This is a genomic window from Streptomyces sp. NPDC096079 (assembly GCF_040303145.1).
In the GTDB taxonomy this organism is placed as follows: Bacteria; Actinomycetota; Actinomycetes; order Streptomycetales; family Streptomycetaceae; genus Streptomyces.
Genome location: NZ_JBEOST010000024.1, coordinates 51,813 through 67,357, shown reverse-complemented (window position 1 = coordinate 67,357; position 15,545 = coordinate 51,813). Strand labels below are relative to the sequence as shown.

12 protein-coding genes are annotated in these 15,545 nt (G+C 70.5%); 1 reads left to right on the top strand and 11 read right to left on the bottom strand.

All coding sequences use genetic code 11. The features are described 5' to 3' along the window. Positions 1 to 21: 21 nt before the first annotated feature. From ABTY59_RS32510 to ABTY59_RS32500, 3 genes are all read right to left on the bottom strand, one after another. Positions 22 to 657: a GNAT family N-acetyltransferase gene (locus ABTY59_RS32510; RefSeq protein ID WP_352022689.1), complete on the bottom strand. Its 636-nt coding sequence runs from the start codon at positions 655 to 657 to the stop codon at positions 22 to 24. After that, the gene (locus ABTY59_RS32505; RefSeq protein WP_352022688.1) at positions 654 to 2,336 is read right to left on the bottom strand and encodes an AMP-binding protein; all 1,683 of its coding nucleotides are present in this window, start codon (positions 2,334 to 2,336) and stop codon (positions 654 to 656) included. The genes ABTY59_RS32510 and ABTY59_RS32505 overlap by 4 nt, the downstream gene beginning before the upstream one ends. Before the next feature lie 65 nt (positions 2,337 to 2,401). Continuing rightward, positions 2,402 to 4,096 (bottom strand): hypothetical protein, encoded by a 1,695-nt coding sequence (locus ABTY59_RS32500; protein WP_352022687.1) that lies wholly within the window; start codon positions 4,094 to 4,096, stop codon positions 2,402 to 2,404. Positions 4,097 to 4,557: 461 nt separating this feature from the next. Here ABTY59_RS32500 and ABTY59_RS32495 point away from each other — a divergent pair, with 461 nt between their 5' ends. After that, entirely contained in the window at positions 4,558 to 5,301 is a 744-nt protein-coding gene (locus ABTY59_RS32495) for a DUF4232 domain-containing protein (RefSeq protein WP_352022686.1), read from the top strand. Positions 5,302 to 5,406: 105 nt separating this feature from the next. Here the strand turns inward: ABTY59_RS32495 and ABTY59_RS32490 are convergent, their stop codons facing one another. The 8 genes from ABTY59_RS32490 to ABTY59_RS32455 all read right to left on the bottom strand — a co-directional run bounded on the left by ABTY59_RS32490 (position 5,407) and on the right by ABTY59_RS32455 (position 15,540). Continuing rightward, positions 5,407 to 6,273 carry a phytanoyl-CoA dioxygenase family protein gene (locus ABTY59_RS32490; protein ID WP_352022685.1) on the bottom strand — a complete coding sequence of 289 codons (867 nt, stop codon included), beginning with the start codon at positions 6,271 to 6,273 and terminating at the stop codon, positions 5,407 to 5,409. A 345-nt stretch (positions 6,274 to 6,618) separates the two neighbouring features. Then, a complete protein-coding gene (locus ABTY59_RS32485) occupies positions 6,619 to 7,719 on the bottom strand; it encodes a phosphotransferase family protein (RefSeq protein ID WP_352022728.1) in 1,101 nt (366 codons plus the stop codon). After that, the gene (locus ABTY59_RS32480; RefSeq protein ID WP_352022684.1) at positions 7,719 to 8,957 is read right to left on the bottom strand and encodes an acyl-CoA dehydrogenase family protein; all 1,239 of its coding nucleotides are present in this window, start codon (positions 8,955 to 8,957) and stop codon (positions 7,719 to 7,721) included. The genes ABTY59_RS32485 and ABTY59_RS32480 overlap by 1 nt, the downstream gene beginning before the upstream one ends. 29 nt (positions 8,958 to 8,986) lie before the next feature. Continuing rightward, entirely contained in the window at positions 8,987 to 9,769 is a 783-nt protein-coding gene (locus ABTY59_RS32475; protein WP_352022683.1) for an SDR family oxidoreductase, read from the bottom strand. Positions 9,770 to 9,772: 3 nt separating this feature from the next. Next, positions 9,773 to 11,452 carry a class I adenylate-forming enzyme family protein gene (locus ABTY59_RS32470; RefSeq protein ID WP_352022682.1) on the bottom strand — a complete coding sequence of 560 codons (1,680 nt, stop codon included), beginning with the start codon at positions 11,450 to 11,452 and terminating at the stop codon, positions 9,773 to 9,775. 42 nt (positions 11,453 to 11,494) lie between these two features. Beyond that, positions 11,495 to 13,051: a long-chain-fatty-acid--CoA ligase gene (locus tag ABTY59_RS32465; RefSeq protein ID WP_352022681.1), complete on the bottom strand. Its 1,557-nt coding sequence runs from the start codon at positions 13,049 to 13,051 to the stop codon at positions 11,495 to 11,497. 99 nt (positions 13,052 to 13,150) lie between these two features. After that, entirely contained in the window at positions 13,151 to 14,407 is a 1,257-nt protein-coding gene (locus ABTY59_RS32460; RefSeq protein ID WP_352022680.1) for an aspartate aminotransferase family protein, read from the bottom strand. A gap of 17 nt (positions 14,408 to 14,424) precedes the next feature. Then, positions 14,425 to 15,540 carry a Zn-dependent alcohol dehydrogenase gene (locus ABTY59_RS32455; RefSeq protein ID WP_352022679.1) on the bottom strand — a complete coding sequence of 372 codons (1,116 nt, stop codon included), beginning with the start codon at positions 15,538 to 15,540 and terminating at the stop codon, positions 14,425 to 14,427. Between the last annotated feature and the right edge of the window lie 5 nt (positions 15,541 to 15,545).

Sequence of the window (15,545 nt, the reverse complement as noted above, 5' to 3'; positions counted from 1 at the left end):
CATCGGGATCGGGTGCCGGACTCAGACGTCGGTGTCCGCCGTGCCCGTGGCTCCGGCCGCCAGGCCGGCCCCCCTGGCCTCGAACCGTTCCTTGCGGACCGTGGGCCAGGCGTCGCGCAGGATGCTGTAGTAGACGACGTCCCGGCGGCGCCCGCCCGGCATGACGTTGAAGCTGCGCAGGACGCCCTCCTCCTGCGCCCCGATGCCGGCCAGCCCCGCGCGTGCTCCGGTGTTGAGGACGTCGGTCTTGAACTCGACCCGTTCACAGCCCATCTCGTCGAACGCGTGGTCGAGGAGGGCGAGCTTGACGGCTCGGTTGACACCGGTCCGGCGAGCCCCCGCGTACAGCCAGGACCAGCCGATCTCCAGCCGGCGGTCGGCAGGGAGGAGATTGCCGTACGCGGTGCTGCCGACGATCCGTCCGTCGGACCTGTCGATGACGGCGAACACGATCCGGCCACCGGTCAGCGTGTCCTTGATCGCGGTCTCGACGAACGCGTGGAGATCGTCCGCCGTCTCGATGCGCTGGACGAAGTAGCGCCAGATCTCCGGCTCGTACACGATCTGCGAGAACGCCTCGACGTCGCTGACGCGGACACGCCGCAGCGCCACCCGGTCATTGCCCAGTTCGAGGTCGGCCAGCCTGTCCCAGCTCACGGTTCCTGTCCCTCCGCTTCCCTCACCACCACCGGTGCGCCACCGATCGTGCCGTCGTTGTAGACGCGGTGCTCGTCGTAGACCCGCTCCAGGTCCCGGGCGTAGCGCGCTCCGATCCGTCCTCGCACCAGCTTGTACTGGGCGTTCAGAAGGCCGTTGTCGATGGAGAACGGCTCCTCCGCGACGACGGCCGCGTAGACGCGCTGCTCGTAACGGAGCTCACCGTTCAACTTGGCCAGGCCCCGGGCGAGCTCCTCCCGACACCTCCGCCGCCCGACGGTCCCGCCCCCGCCGCCGGACGAGGCGGCAGGAGAGACCACCACGGTGAGGTAGGGCCGCCCGTCGCCGAACACCGCGCAGTCGTGCACCCCGGGGAGTTCCCTGACGCGTTCCTCCACGAGGGGGACCAGGACGTTGAGCGCGCCGCTCAGGGTGACGATGTCGTCGACACGGCCGTCGATGTAGAGGAAGCCGTCCTCGTCGACGTGGCCGACGTCGTAGGTCCTGACCTCACCGGTGGGCAGGAACACCTTCTCGCTCGTGCCGGGTGCGCACCAGGTGTAGCGGGTGTTGACGGGGGCGCTGGTGCCGACGACGAGCACTCCGTCCTCGTCGAACCGGATCCGCTTGTGCGGCAGGACCTTTCCCACGCTGCCCAGCCGGAACGCCCCGGGATGGTTCTTGGAGACGATGCACGTCTCGTTCAGTCCATAGCCCTCGTACAGGGGAACACCGGCATCGTTGAAGAACCGCAGCACCTGTCGTCCGGCGGGGGCGGAACCGGTCCACAGGTAGCGGACGCGACCGCCCAGCGCCCGCTGGATCGCCGCCCCCCGGTCCGCGCGATCGGCGGAGACGCCGTCCGCTTCGAGCCGGGCCTTCAGCTGCTCGTAGAAGCCGGGCACGCCCATGACGACGGTGGGAGAGACCGCCCGCGCCGTCGTCTCGGCGGTGACCCGGTCGGCCAGGGTGACATCGTGACCGTGGAAGAGGGCGGAGTAGAGCCAGTAGCGTTGCTGCAGGAACCTGACGGGCAGGAACACCAGCAGGTTGTCGCCGTCGCCGTGACCGAACATCTCCTGGACGGCGGCCAGTGACTGGTTGACGCTGGCGACGGTGACCTCGATGCCCTTGGGAGGGCCGGTGCTCCCGGAGGTCTGTTTGATCGCGCAGATGCCGGCGGGATCGTAGCCGGGGTGGGGAGGGGGGCCGGAGGGACCCGTGGGCTCTCCGGAGGGGCCGAAGGCCCACTCCCGGACCTGAGCGATGCCTCGCACGGCACCGGAATCCGGTCCGGCGTCCCCGGGGCGAGGGGCGTCGGTGAAGAGCAGGGCGAGACCGAACTCGGCGAGCACGGCCGCCGGCTCGTACCGGTCCGGCTCGATGCCCGCGGTCACCGCACCGAGCTTGAGCAGGGCCAGATCGAGCAGCACCCACTCGATCCGGTTCGGCGCCATGATGCCGACACGGTCACGGGCACGGATCCCCAGCGCGTGAAGCCGGGCCGCCACGCGTAGGGCAGCGGCGTCGAAATCGGCCAGGCTCAGGGAACGGACCTCGTCGCCGTCGCGGTAGTGGAGACGGTGCCGGGTGTCCTGGCAGCTGCGGCGGGCGAGGGTGCCGATGACGTCGGCGGGCGGGGGAGGGTTCTGGGCGGGACCTAGACTCTGCTCGCTCATCTACGGGGTGTCCTCCTCGAAGGGGCCGAGTCACCGGCCGTGTCACCGGGCCGGGGGGGCGACGTTCAGCCGGGAACGGAAAGCGCGCCGGCCGCGCGCACGTACCCGTCCAGCCGTTCCCAGCCCCGTGACGCGTACCAGTCGCGGTCGAAGCCGCCCAGGGGGCGTACGGGCAGGCTGCCGTGCTGGACGCCGTCCGCGAGGGTGCGCCACAACTCGTCGACGAGCGAGCAGTGGCGCACGGCTTCGCGCAGCTCCCGAAGGGTGTAGGCCGGGCCTTCCATGCGCACGAGCCGGATGTCGTAGCAGCCGCGGAAGCCGTGCCCGAAGACGGTGAACGGCGGGTGCCACACCTGCGCTCCCGGCGCTCGTATCGTGAAGCGCACCCGAGAAGCGGCGTGGCCGCCGTGGTGGTGCTCGGCGTGCTCGGCGATGTCGGGGATCTGGGGAGGGAAGAAGTAGTGCCGCGTCTCGGGAATGTCCTCGCGGTCGAACTCCCCGGGAGCGAAGTGCCAGCGGTTGTACATCATGCGCTGGGCCGCCCGCCACAGGACGGACGAGGTGTCGTCTCCGACGTCGGCCATCCGCGTGGGGTGAGGCAGACAGCAGCAGACGAAGTCCCTCTTCCCCAGTTCCAGCACACCCTCGGCACCCCCGGGACGCGCGCCGCGCAGCCGCGTCAGATCGCGGACCGCGCTGCTCATGCCGTAGTCGGAGTCGGTGGAGCAGACGGCCGAGAGCACGATGGCCGCGAGGAGTTCACCGACGGCGCCGTGTCCGGCCCGGAGTCCGGCGCCCGCCGACACCTCGGCGTCCTCGCCGGACCGGGCGTCGACGAGGACGGCGGCGACCGCCAGGGCGCGCAGGTCGTCCCGTACCCGGCCCGTCGGCTCGACGCCCAGCCTTTCGCTGCCGTGGCGGGCGACCAGCTCGGGAAGGCCGTCCGGGTCGCGGGGGTGCGGGAACTCCGCCAGGTACTCGTTCTTGACGAAGGTCAGGCCGTTGATGCGCCGGTAGCGCATCAGGGGCGAGTGCCGGTCGACCTCTTCCTGGAGAGTCCGGACCTCCTCCGCCAGCTCCAGCAGCCCGATGCCGTGAAGATCATGCGAGGGACGCCCGACGGCGGCGGAGTAATGCGCGTGCCGATCGAGGAAGTACTGCCGCAGCCGGGTCGCCGAGAGCTGCCGGCCGTTGAATTCCTCGAACCGGACGGATCGGCCGCTGCTGAACAGGCAGTACGCGAGGACCACGAATAACCGGTCCGCCGCGCTCCAGCTGTCCACCGGGCGAAGCCGAAGATCGGACAGACGGCCCTCTCGTGTCAGGGTATTGCTGCCCGCGTCGGACTTCGAGAAGACGTCGCGGCCCACGAATATGTACACCGTCTCGACCCGCTCGACCCAATCCGCGAGCCGGTCCAGACGGCTGTCGATCTCCCCCTTTGTTTCCCATTCCCGGAGAAGGGCGTCGACTTCGTGGAGTTCGGCGGCCTCCCGTGCCGCGACGGACCGGGCCTCCTCCTCGGCCAGTTCCAGTACGTCCGGCGGCACCCGTAACCAGGCGAGCGGTTCGGAGGGTGATCTCGGCAGCTCACCGGGCTTCCAGAACGACACGCTGAAGAGGGCCGACCGGGTCACCGTCACGAGGCCGGCGCTCGCGGCCGGGTCCGACACGACCTCGAAGTCCGGCCGGCCGAGAACATGCGCGACGAGCTGTTCTTCCCAGGCCGTCAGTCGTTGGCAGGCGAGACGAAAGGACACCCTTCCCCCGCTGGTGAGTTCCCTCAGTAACCAGCCCGAGGCTTCCTGTGCACGTAAGACGGCAGTGCCCGACCCGGTCGAAAGCATAAGATCCCCGTCGTTCGGCAATGGAACGCGTCAACCCATGTGGTGGAACGTGCTGTCTAGCCTGACGGAACATCAGCCATAGTGGCGAGGCGGTGCTTTGCCGTACACGGCAATTCCGGCCGTTCATGCCGCAAGACGGTGCTGTTTCGGCCTCAACCATGCCGGGCCCCTTTCTCGCTCACCCCTCCGTCCGGCATCGAAGCTGCCCCTGGCATAGGCCGCGGGGCGCGATGGTCACGCCACGGCTGCTGGTTCGTGCGAGTGGTGTAACAAAAGCGGGCTGCCGGTGAACCGTTCCTCCCTAGCGGCAAGGATTGTTCTGTCGCTTGCATGTCGGCCGGACGCGGTTCGGTCACGGGGGAAGAGGAACACACATGAACACGCGGACGATCAGAGCTGCTTCGCGGCGTCGAGGCCTGCGCGGCGCCGTCCTGGGCGCGACCGCGGTCGTGGCGCTGCTGACGACCACCGCCTGCCAGTCCTCCGGGGGTGACGACAAGGCCGCGACCCCGACGACCACGGCTCCCTCGGGCTCGGCCTCGGCCTCCGGGACGACCCCGGACACCACCGCGCCCACGGGGGACTCGGGGACGGGCAGCAGCAGTCCGACGCACGCGGGGACCGGGGACAGCGGCGAGACCGGCGGCGGCAACGGCACGAAGTACGCGGACTGCGAGGCCGCCGGGCTCGCCACCGCGGTCGAGCTGCAGGACCGGCCCGGGGAGTCCCCCCGCCACTTCCTGCTGACCGTCACCAACACGTCGAAGACGCCGTGCGTGCTCAACGACGCGCCGCAGGTCCGGCTCACGGCCGGCAACGACGCCCCGATCGTTCGCTCGCTCGGGGAGCCCGACACCGAGCCCGTCGTCGTCGAGGGAGGCGGCAAGGCGTACGCCGGTCTCTACGTCTTCGGAAACGACGAGGGCGGTGAGGCGGAGTACGACCAGTCCGACCGCTTCACCGCGACCCTGGTCGCCGGCGAGGGCACCGAACTGAGCGGCACGCTCGTCTTCGACCTGCCCGACGGCCTCGACACCGTCTCCGTCGACGACGCGGCCCGGGTCAATGGCTGGGCCGGCACCGAGGGCCTCGCGATGCGCCCGATCACCCAGCTCTGAACGTGCCGCGAGGCCGTCGACCGCGGCCCGGGACCGGGGGTGTTCCCCCGGTCCCGGGCCGCGGTGGCGGGCGAGCAGGGTGCAGCCGTGCGGTGCGGCCGGCTCTCAGAGACCGAGGTGGTCGCCGAGATCGGCGTAGTCGACCTGCCACAGGCCGGGAGAGCCCGTGGGGTACTGGGAGCGGAAGCCGAGCACGCGCTGGACGCGCGGCGAGAGCGTCTTGGCGAGCTCCCGGTCGACCAGGAAGGGGTACGCCTCCTCGCCGGTGAGGAAGCCCGCGTTGAACGTGAAGGCGAGGCCCCGCCGGTACTCGTCACCGGTCCGGTTCGCCCCACCGCCGTGCGCGGTCTTGCCGCTGATCAGGAGGACGTCTCCCGCGTTCATGATCGCGGGAGACGTCTGCTCGGGAGTCCCGCGATCCTCGAAGTCGCTCCAGTGGTTGCTCGCGGGGATGACGCGGGTGGCGCCGTTCTCCTCCGTGAAGTCGGTGAGGGCGACCAGGAAGTTGATGGTGATCTCCGGGCCGGCGGGCCCCATGCCGATGAACGGGAACCAGTTCTCCAGGTCACGGTGCAGCATCTGCGCCTTGTTGCCGGGACCGATCTCGATCACCTGCGCGGTGGTCATCCAGTACGTGCCCGACTCCTGGAGGAAGACCAGGTCGCTGATCTCGTGGACCAGGGGATGATCGATGACCTCGCTCCGGAACGTGGCGCTGTGCGTCACCAGGTTCGTGAGGCGCTTGGTGTTGCTGCCGTGGAAAGCGGCCACGACCTCGTCCTCGTGGGTCGAGCCCGGGCTGAGCGCTTGGAGCGGCGTCTCGATCTCGGCGTTGAAACAGGAGATCTGCTCCTGCGTCAGGAACTCCTGGATGATGACGCCACCGTCGCGAGTCACGATCCTGAGGATCTCCTCCGCCGGTGTGTCGTTCGCCACCGACGTCAGGGCCTGGGCCTTCTTCTGTGCCGTCATGGTGAATCCTCTCCCTCAAACTGAATCGTCGGCCGATCGACCGTTCGGTCGGCCGCGGGAATTCCGTCTTCCCTGGTCTCCTGCGTCGCGGCTGCGCGACGGTCAGGCGGGTTCGATCGGCATCGTGTTTCCTCGCCGTTCCCGTGGCGTTCGTCTCACTGTCGCCAGCCGCGACCGTCGGCGAGAACGACAGCGGGCACCTGCTTCGCCCGGGCCCGGTGCACGGTGCACAGGGCGGTCCCACCGCCGCGCTCGTACGGTCGTCGGCAGCCGAGTGGACTGCCGGTACGGAGCCCGGGCACGGCAGTCCCCGGCGGCCGAATCCGTACACGGAACCGTCAGGCGTCAGCGGCGGGTGGCGGCCGTCAGGCCGGCGTACTGCCCGGCCCGCTCCAGCAGGCGGGGGACACCCGATGCGAGCGACGGACCGAAGGACGTGTCGTGGGGACGCTCACCGCGCTTCCAGCGGGTGTGGATGGCCTCGCAGAAGATCGCCGCCTTCCACAGGGCGAGGGTCTGGTACCAGGGGAGCGGGGTCAGGTCGAGGCCGGTACGGCGCTGGTAGCGCTCTGCCAGTCGGCGCTGCGTGAGGTAGCCGGGCGACCGGGTCACCTGGGTGAGTTCGAGCGGGGTGGCGGGGCGGCCCGCCTCGGAGTAGGTGGCGGTGAGGTATCCCAGATCCGCGAGCGGGTCACCGAGCGTGGCCATCTCCCAGTCCAGGATCGCCAGGACCCTGGCGGGTGCCCGAGGCGCGAACATGAGGTTGCCCATGCGGTAGTCGCCGTGCACCACCGAGGCCGCCTGGCTCGTCGGGAGGTTGCGGCCGAGCCAGTCCCCGATGCGCTCCACCGCGGGCAGGTCGCGCGTGGTGTTGACCTCCCACAGACCGCGGAACCGCTCGATCTGGCGCCGCAGATACCCCTCGGGGAAGCCCAGGGAGGCGACCTCCCCCCGGGTCACGTCGATGCCGTGCAGGGCGACGAGGGTGTCGACGACCGCCTCGCTGGTGGCCCGGCGCTGCTCGACAGGGGAGAGGTGGGGCGGGATCGTGTCGGTGATGACCGTCCCGTCGAGCCGGCCCATGACGTAGAACGGCACGCCCAGGAACGACGCGTCCTCGCAGACGGCGATGATCTCCGGTACCGGTACTCCGTGCTCGCCGAGGATCTTCTGGATGCGGGCCTCGCGCACCACGTCGTGCGTCGACTTCGGCAGCGGCGGCCGCGGCCCACGGCGCAGGACGACGGACTCGCCGCCGCGCTCGATCAGATAGGTGATGTTGGACTGGCCGTCGCCGATGCGCTGCCAGGCGAGCGGTCCGCTGCCGATGCCGTGGGCGTCGAGGAAGCCGGTGACCGTGTCGAGGACCAGGAGCGGCGGGCTGTCGAGGCGGCGGGCCTCCTCCCGGCTCGCGACGACCTCCACGCCGTCGGGGACGCTGTGCATCACGCGCCCCCCTTCCGGCCTACGACGGCGTCGCCCCGGTAGGGCTCACCGGCCCGGACAGCGGTGCGCCGGCCGGCCGAGGCCCTGCGGGCGATGGCCCACCGGTGGGTCTCGTTGGAGCCGTCGTAGATGCGGAACGGGCGGACCTCGTTCAGGTACTGCGCCAGCGGAAGGCCGTCGGAGACCCCGTCGCCGCCGCAGATCTGGATGGCGCGGTCGATCACCCGGAAGACCGCCTCCGAGCAGTGCACCTTCGCGATCGACGACATGGCCGAGCCCGCCTTCGGGTCGCTGTGCAGCAGGGCCGCGGTCTTGGTGATGATCGCGTCGGACGTCTCGATGTCGATCACCGACTCGGCGATCAGGTGCTGCGCCAGGCCGAGCGAGTCGATCGGACCGCCGAACAGCTCCCGCTTCCCCGCCCGGTCCAGCGCGATGTCGTGCGCGCGCCGCGCCAGCCCCAGCCATCGCATGCAGTGCGTGAGACGGGCCGGTCCGAGCCGCACCTGGGCATAGCGGAAGCCGAGCCCCACCTCGCCGAGCACCGCGTCGTCCGGGACGAAGCAGGCCTCGAAGTACACGTGCGGGTGGCCGCCGTCGATGGAACGGTCGACGGTGTGGATCGCCTCGCCGACCCGGACCCCGGGGTTGTCCGTATCGACCAGGAACATGGTGGCCCCCTCGGGGGAGCCGTCCACGGCGGGAGTCCTCGCCATGACGATGCAGAACGCGGCACCGACGGCGCCGCTCGTGAAGCGCTTGTGGCCGTCGATGACCCAGCCGCCGTCGGCGCGCACGGCCGTGGTCAGCAGCGCCGCCGGGTCGGATCCCGCTCCCGGGTGCGGCTCGGTCATGCCGAAGCACGACCGGACGTCCCCCGCCGCCAGCGGATCGAGGTAGCGCTTCTTCTGCTCCTCGGTCGCGATCAGGTGGAGCATGTGCATGTTCCCCTCGTCGGGGGCCATGCAGTTGAGGGCGACGGGGCCGATCGGCGAGTAGCCGGCCTCCTGCAGGATCGGTGACCAGTGCTCGACGGGCAGGCCCAGCCCGCCGTGCTCCGCCGGCACGAGCGGCGCGAAGACGCCGGCGTCCTTGGCCGCGGCCTGCAGCCGGTCGCGGGTGGCCTGGTCGAGACGTCCGCCCGGTACGGGCTCCGCGTCGACGACGACCTCGCGGACGAAACGGCGCGTGCGCTCACGCAGCTCCGCGATCTCAGGAGGAAGGTGAGGGAAAGTCATGGCAGTCCTTTGTCGGGGGGCGCGGGTCGTTACGCGGTGCCGCCGGCGACCGTGAGGCCTCCGTCGACGGTGAGGACGTGGCCGGTGACCCAGGAGGAGTCCTCGGAGGCCAGGTACGCCACGGCGGAGGCGATGTCCGAGGGCACGCCCAGACGCCGCAGGGGATAGCCGGCGACCACCTCGGTCTCCCTGCCCTCGTACAGGGCTTCCGCGAAGCGGGTCTTCACCACGGCGGGGGCCACCGCGTTGACCCGTATCTGCGGGCCGAGTTCGACGGCCAGGGTCCTGGTCAGGTGGGACACCGCCGCCTTGCTCACTCCGGGGAGGCCGATGCCGGGGGCCGGGGTGTCGCCGGTCACGGAGGACAGGTTCACGACGGTGCCGTGGCGTGCGGTGAAGCCGAGCTTCGGGTGGGCCACGGCGTCCTGCACCCAGGCGAGGGTGGCCAGGACGTTGACTTCGAGCACCTTGCGGGCGACGTCGAGGTCCAGGCCGACGACGGGGCCGTACGCCGGATTGATGCCCGCGTTGTTCACGAGGACGTCCAGACCGCCGAACTCGCGCGCCACGGTGTCGAAGACCTCGCGGCGGTGGTCGGGGTCGTCCGCCCTGCCGGCGACGGTGATGACGCTGCCCGGGGGAAGAGCGGCGGCCGCCTCTTCGAGGGGTCCGGCCTTGCGGGCCGTGATGCACACGCGCGCGCCTTCGGCGACGAGCCGTTCCGCGACGGCGAGACCGATGCCCCGGCTCGCTCCGGTCACGACGGCGGTGCGGCCCGAGAAGCGGCCCTGGTTGGTGTGGTTCTCGCTCATGGATCAGTCCTTCGAGGGGGAATCCGGCCCCGGGCCGTCGAGGCCGCGAAGCTCGGCGCGCCGGATCTTGCCGCTCTGGGTCTTGGGCAGGTCGGCGATGAAACGGATCGTGCGGGGACACTTGTAGGCGGCCAGCCGGTCGCGGGAGAAGGCGATCAGCTCCTCCTGCGTGGCGTTCAGACCCGCCTTGAGCGAGACGTAGGCGACGACGGTCTCGCCTCGGTAGGCGTCCGGCTGCCCGATGACGGCCGCCTCAAGCACCGACGGGTGCTCGTACAGGGCGTCCTCGACCTCGCGCGGCCAGACCTTGTACCCGGACACGTTGATCTGGTCCTTGAGCCGGTCCACCAGGTACACCCAGCCCTGCTCGTCGATGACGGCGACGTCGCCGGTACGGAGCAGGCCTCCCGGCATCGTCCGGAGGGTGGCCTCGGGCTTCTCCCAGTAGCCGGGCACCACCTGCGGCCCGCTCAACTCGAGTTCGCCCTGCTGCCCGCTCGGCACCGGTTCACCGTGCGGGTCGACGACGCGCGCGGTGAGGTGCGGCAGCGGCCTGCCGATGGACAGCGTCCCGCTCGGCAGGTGCACCGGAGCTCTGTCCCCCGGCGGCACGGCGATGACGGCCGACGTCGTCTCCGTCATCCCGTAGCCGTTGTGGAGGTAGACGCCGAACCGCTCCTGGAAGCGCTCGACAGTGGCCGGCGGGATCGGCGCGCCGCCGGAGTACAGGGCCTTCACCGACGCGAAGTGCTGCGGCCCGGCCTGCGGAAGCTCGTAGATCGCGTTGTACGCCGTGATGGAGCCGATCGTGTAGGTCACCTCGTGCTCGGCGAAGGACTCCAGGGCGACCTCGGGGTGGAACCGGCCCGCCATGACGAGTGTGGTGTCGGTGAGCAGGGAGATCGTCGCGTTCACCACGGCGCCGGTGATGTGGAACAGCGGCGCCATGGCGAGCACGACGTCCCCGTCCCCTATCCCCATCCACGACGCGCAGGTCTCCACCACGCTCAGCACGTTGCCGTGGGTGTTCATGGCGCCCTTGGGCGGCCCCGTCGTCCCCGAGGTGTACGTCAGGAACGCGACGTCGTCACGGGTCGGCTCCACGGGCGAGGGGCCGCGCCCCTCGAACTCGGCGATCAGGGCCACCAGGTCGCCGTCCGGGGCCGGGGCGTGGCGCTGCGCCGTCGCGAAGACCCGCGGATCGTTCCTCGACTGGTAGTCCAGCGCCGACGTGCTGATGAGCCATCGCACCGTGCTCCCCGCCAGCGTGCCGAGCGTCTCGTGGACGTCCTCGTCCGCGCAGACGACGCCGACCGCCCCGGAGTCCTCGACGATCCGGCGGAGCTCCTGGCGCCGGTACATGGGATTGAGTCCCAGTGCCGTGGCCCCGAGCTTCCACAGGGCCAGCAGCACCAGCGCGTACTGCGGGACGTTCTGCAGGTACACCCCGACGCGATCACCCCGGCCGGTTCCGCGGGCCTCGAAGGCGGCGGCCAGGGCGTCCGACGCCGCGTCCACCTCCCGCGCGGACAGGGCACCGTCGAAGAAGCGGAGCGCCGTGCCCTCCGGGTTCCTCGCCACGCGTGCCTTCCAGGCGGCCACGAGCGAGCCGGGGGCCGCGCCCGTCCCCGTACCGAGCCCGTCGCGGTGCGTGTCCCTCCGCCTGCTCTCATCCACTGTCATCTGCCGTCCTTCCCACCGATGTCCATGCGCTTCGCCTGCCGGTCACGTGAGTTCGCGCTTGAGGATCTTTCCGGTGGAGGTCATCGGCAGCGTCTGCACGATCTCCACGACGCGCGGGTACTTGTAGCCGGCCATCTGCTCCTTGCCCCAGGCGACAAGCTCGTCGGGACGGGCCTCGGCGCCGCGGTCGAGGATGACGAACGCCTTGATCTCCTCGCCGTGGCTCTCGTGCGGCACGCCGACGACCGCGGCCAGACTGATCGCCGGGTGCGTCATCAGGACCTCCTCGATCTCGCGCGGGTACACGTTGAAGCCACCGCGGATGATCAGGTCCTTCGCCCGGTCGACGATGTAGTAGAAGCCGTCCTTGTCCCTGCGGGCCAGGTCGCCCGTGCGGAACCAGCCGTCCCTGACGGCTTCGGCGGTGGCCTCGGGGCGGCCGTGGTAGCCCTTCATCACGTTGTGGCCCTTGACCGCGATCTCCCCGACGGCGCTGCCCGTGCCGTCGTCCTCGACCTCCGACCAGTCCGGCTTGACGAGTTTGACCTCGACGCCCCAGATCGGCACGCCGATGGAGCCGGGCCGGGGCTCTCGCGCCGGATCGCTGAAGGTCACCACCGGCGAGGTCTCGGAGAGGCCGAAGCCCTCCAGGACCTGGACGCCGAGGCGCTCCCCGACCTGCTTGACGATCTCCGCGGGGAGGGAGGCGCCGCCGGAGACGCCGACGCGCAGGTTCCGCGCGATCCTCTGGACGTCGACGTCGTCGGTGAGCGCCTGCAGCAGGCCCCACCACATGGTGGGGACGCCCGCGAAGAAGGTGATGTCCTCCTGCCGCATCAGGGACACCGCCTGCCGGGCGTCGAACCGTGGGAGCAGCACCAGTGTGCTCGCCGTCGAGAAGCCGGAGTTCATCTGCACGGTCGCGCCGAAGGAGTGGAACAGCGGCAGCACGACCAGGTGGGTGTCCACGGCGGGCCGGTTCTCCAACAGCCGGTTGCACGCCAGGGCGTTGAGCACCAGGTTGGCGTGGCTGAGTTCGGCGCCCTTCGCCTGTCCCGTCGTGCCGCTGGTGTAGAGGAGCACGGCCGGGTCGTCACCCGAGGTCCCGATGGTGTCGAACGTCGTCGCGGTACCCCGCAGCGCGGCGCCCAGGGTCTCGACGCCCGCGATCGGGCTCTCCGCCGCGGGGTCGGCGGTGATGAGGAAGAAGTGCTCGCAGCCCGGAGTCCCGCTGAACCCGGCGTGCCCCTCCGTACCCATCGGCAGGCCCTCGCCGCCCTCGAAGCAGAGGTACGCCTTCGCCCCCGCGTCGGCGAGGTGGTACGCGACCTCCCGGCCCTTGAGCAGGATGTTGAGCGGTACGACGACGGCGCCGGCCTTGAGGATCCCGTAGTAGACGATCGGGAACCAGGGCACGTTCGGGCAGCTGAGCGCGACCTTGTCGCCGGGCCAGACGCCGCGGTCGACCAGGAGGTTGGCGACCTGGTTGGCGGCGGCTTCGACCTGGGCGTAGGTCAGACGCGTCTCGCCGAGGACGACGGCGTCGCGGTTCGGGTGCGTGCGGGCGGAGTCCTCGAGCAGGACCGAGAGGTTCAGCATGGTGTCTTCCGGAAAGGTGGGACCGGGCCAGGACGCGGGGGAACGGAACACGCGGCCTGGCCCGGGGTGGGTGGGGTCGTGCGCGGCGTGACGCGGACGTCACAGCGTGCGCAGGAGCCGGTCGAGGGCCTCGGCTGTCGCCTCGATGTCGGCGGTGGTGTGTGCCGTGCTGAGGAAGACCTTGCCGGACGGCATGAAGAGGAAGCCCTGACGCAGCATCCCTTCGAGGATCACGGTCCACAGCCCGCTGGTTCCGTGGAGCCCGGTGCCCCCGCCGGCGGGGACGTACTGGAGGAGCGAGCCGACCCGGTTGAAGCGGCCGAAGTCGGGGGACGAGCCGAGGACGCCGCCGACGAGGGTCTCGAACGCGGACGAGGTCCGTTCGAGCAGCTCGTAGACCGCGGGATCGGCCAGGACGCGCATCGTCGCCGCGACGGCCGCCAGTGCGATCGGATTGGCGTTGAACGTTCCGGCGTGGACGACGTCGGCCGTCACCTGGTCGACCAGTACGGCCCGGCCGACGACGGCGCTCTGGGTGAAACCGCCGGCCATCGCCTTCCCGAAGACGGACAGGTCGGGCAGCACGCCGTACTTCTCGGCCGCCCCGCCCCGTGCGATCCGGAACCCGGCGATCACCTCGTCGAAGACGAGGACGACGCCGTGCCGGTCGCAGAGGGTCCGCAGCGTCGACAGGAACCGCGGCGAGGGTGCCTCGACCCCGGCGTTGCTCATCACCGGGTCGACGAGCACGGCCGCGATGTCGCGCTCGACGCACTCGCTCAACAGGCGCTCGGCCAGCTGTACGTCGTTGAAGCGCGCCACCACCAGGTCGTCGAGGACGCTGACCGACTGCCCCGCCCCACCGGGGGTGGCGGGGCGGTCGCAGTCGTCCTCGGACATCCCGGCGTACACGGTGTCGTGCCAGCCGTGGTAGCTCCTGGCGAACTTGAGGACGCGGCGCCGCCCGGTGGCGGCTCGCGCGAGGCGCAGCGCCACCTGCACCGCTTCGGTCCCCGTGTTGCTCCACAACAGTCGCTCGCCGTGCGGCACGACCTCGAGGACGGCTTCCGCCGCGAGGTACTCGAGCGGGTGGCCGGTGCCGACGACCTGCATCCTCGTCGCGACCTCGGACACGGCGGACACCACGCGGGGGTCACCGTGACCGAGGACGAGGGGGCCCCAGGCCATCACGTAGTCGATGTACCGGTCGCCGTCCAGGTCCCAGACGTACGCGCCCCGCGCCTCGCGCACGAAGAGCGGATGGGGCGGCATCGCGGCGCGCAGGCCCGATCCCACACCCCCGCCGACGCTGCGACGGGCTCGCTCGAAGGCCGAGCGTGATGATTCCAGGGCCATGAGGTTGCCCCTGCCTTTCAGTACGTGATCACCGAGCGGATGCCGATGCCGCGCTTCATCTGGTCGAACGCCTCGTCGATGTCCTGAAGGCCGATCACGCTCGTCACGAGCGAGTCCAGATCGATGCGGTGGTCCATGTAGTGGTCGATCAGCAACGGGAAGTCGGAGTCCGGCTTGCTCGATCCGTAGTTCGAGCCGATGAGCGACAGTTCCTGATCGGACATGACGAAGGGGTCGATGGAGATCCTCATGCCGTCCGCGACCTGCCCGGCGACGACCGCCGTGCCGCCTCGGGCCAGGACCGCGTAGGCCGACTCGATGGTGCGGGGCAGCCCGATGGCCTCGATGGCGATCTCCACACCGCGTCCGTCGGTGAGTTGGTGCACCCTGTCCGCGAAGTCCTCGCGGCCGTTGTTGATCAGGTCGGTCGCGCCGAAGACCCGTGCCTGCTCCAGCTTCTCGTCGGAGAGGTCCGCGGCGATGATCTTCCGGGCGCCGGCGAGGCGAGCCCCCTGGATCGCGTTCAGACCGACGCCGCCGCAGCCGAGGACCAGCACGGTGTCGCTCGGCCGCACCTTGGCGGTGTTGACGGCCGCGCCGACGCCGGTCGTGACGGCGCATCCGACCAGAGCCGCCTGCTCGAACGGGGCATCGTCCCGGATGGCGATCGCGCCCGATTCGGGCACGAGGGTGTACTCGCCGAACGTTCCGAGGCCCGCGAAGCTGTAGACGTCGCCCCCGTCCACGGACGTGACCCGCGACCGGCCGTCGAACGACAGGTGGTTCGCCGAGTGCCGGCTGACCATGTCACAGAGAACGGGCCTGCCACTGACGCAATAGCGGCAGCGGCGACACGAAGGCGTCCAGGACAGCACGACGTGGTCGCCCTTCTTCAGCGTCGCGACACCTTCGCCGACACTCTCGACGATCCCGGACCCTTCATGGCCGAGGATCATCGGCGAGGGCACCGCCCAGTCGCCCGCGAGCACGTGCAGGTCGCTGTGGCACACCCCGCTCGCCTTGAGCCGGACGAGCACCTCGCCGGGCGGAGGCGTCGAGGGCAGAGCCACTCTCTCGATGGTCAGTGGTGCGTTCGGCGTCCTGAAGACAGCGGCGTCGAATTCGATCGTCATGGCAG

Excerpts from the sequence above, each read along its gene's own strand:
- ABTY59_RS32505 (WP_352022688.1), bottom strand. The coding sequence starts at position 2,336 with ATGAGCGAGCAGAGTCTAGGTCCCGCCCAGAACCCTCCCCCGCCCGCC.
- ABTY59_RS32495 (WP_352022686.1), top strand. The coding sequence starts at position 4,558 with ATGAACACGCGGACGATCAGAGCTGCTTCGCGGCGTCGAGGCCTGCGC.
- ABTY59_RS32490 (WP_352022685.1), bottom strand. The coding sequence starts at position 6,273 with ATGACGGCACAGAAGAAGGCCCAGGCCCTGACGTCGGTGGCGAACGAC.
- ABTY59_RS32485 (WP_352022728.1), bottom strand. The coding sequence starts at position 7,719 with ATGCACAGCGTCCCCGACGGCGTGGAGGTCGTCGCGAGCCGGGAGGAG.
- ABTY59_RS32480 (WP_352022684.1), bottom strand. The coding sequence starts at position 8,957 with ATGACTTTCCCTCACCTTCCTCCTGAGATCGCGGAGCTGCGTGAGCGC.
- ABTY59_RS32475 (WP_352022683.1), bottom strand. The coding sequence starts at position 9,769 with ATGAGCGAGAACCACACCAACCAGGGCCGCTTCTCGGGCCGCACCGCC.
- ABTY59_RS32470 (WP_352022682.1), bottom strand. The coding sequence starts at position 11,452 with ATGACAGTGGATGAGAGCAGGCGGAGGGACACGCACCGCGACGGGCTC.
- ABTY59_RS32465 (WP_352022681.1), bottom strand. The coding sequence starts at position 13,051 with ATGCTGAACCTCTCGGTCCTGCTCGAGGACTCCGCCCGCACGCACCCG.
- ABTY59_RS32460 (WP_352022680.1), bottom strand. The coding sequence starts at position 14,407 with ATGGCCCTGGAATCATCACGCTCGGCCTTCGAGCGAGCCCGTCGCAGC.
- ABTY59_RS32455 (WP_352022679.1), bottom strand. The coding sequence starts at position 15,540 with ATGACGATCGAATTCGACGCCGCTGTCTTCAGGACGCCGAACGCACCA.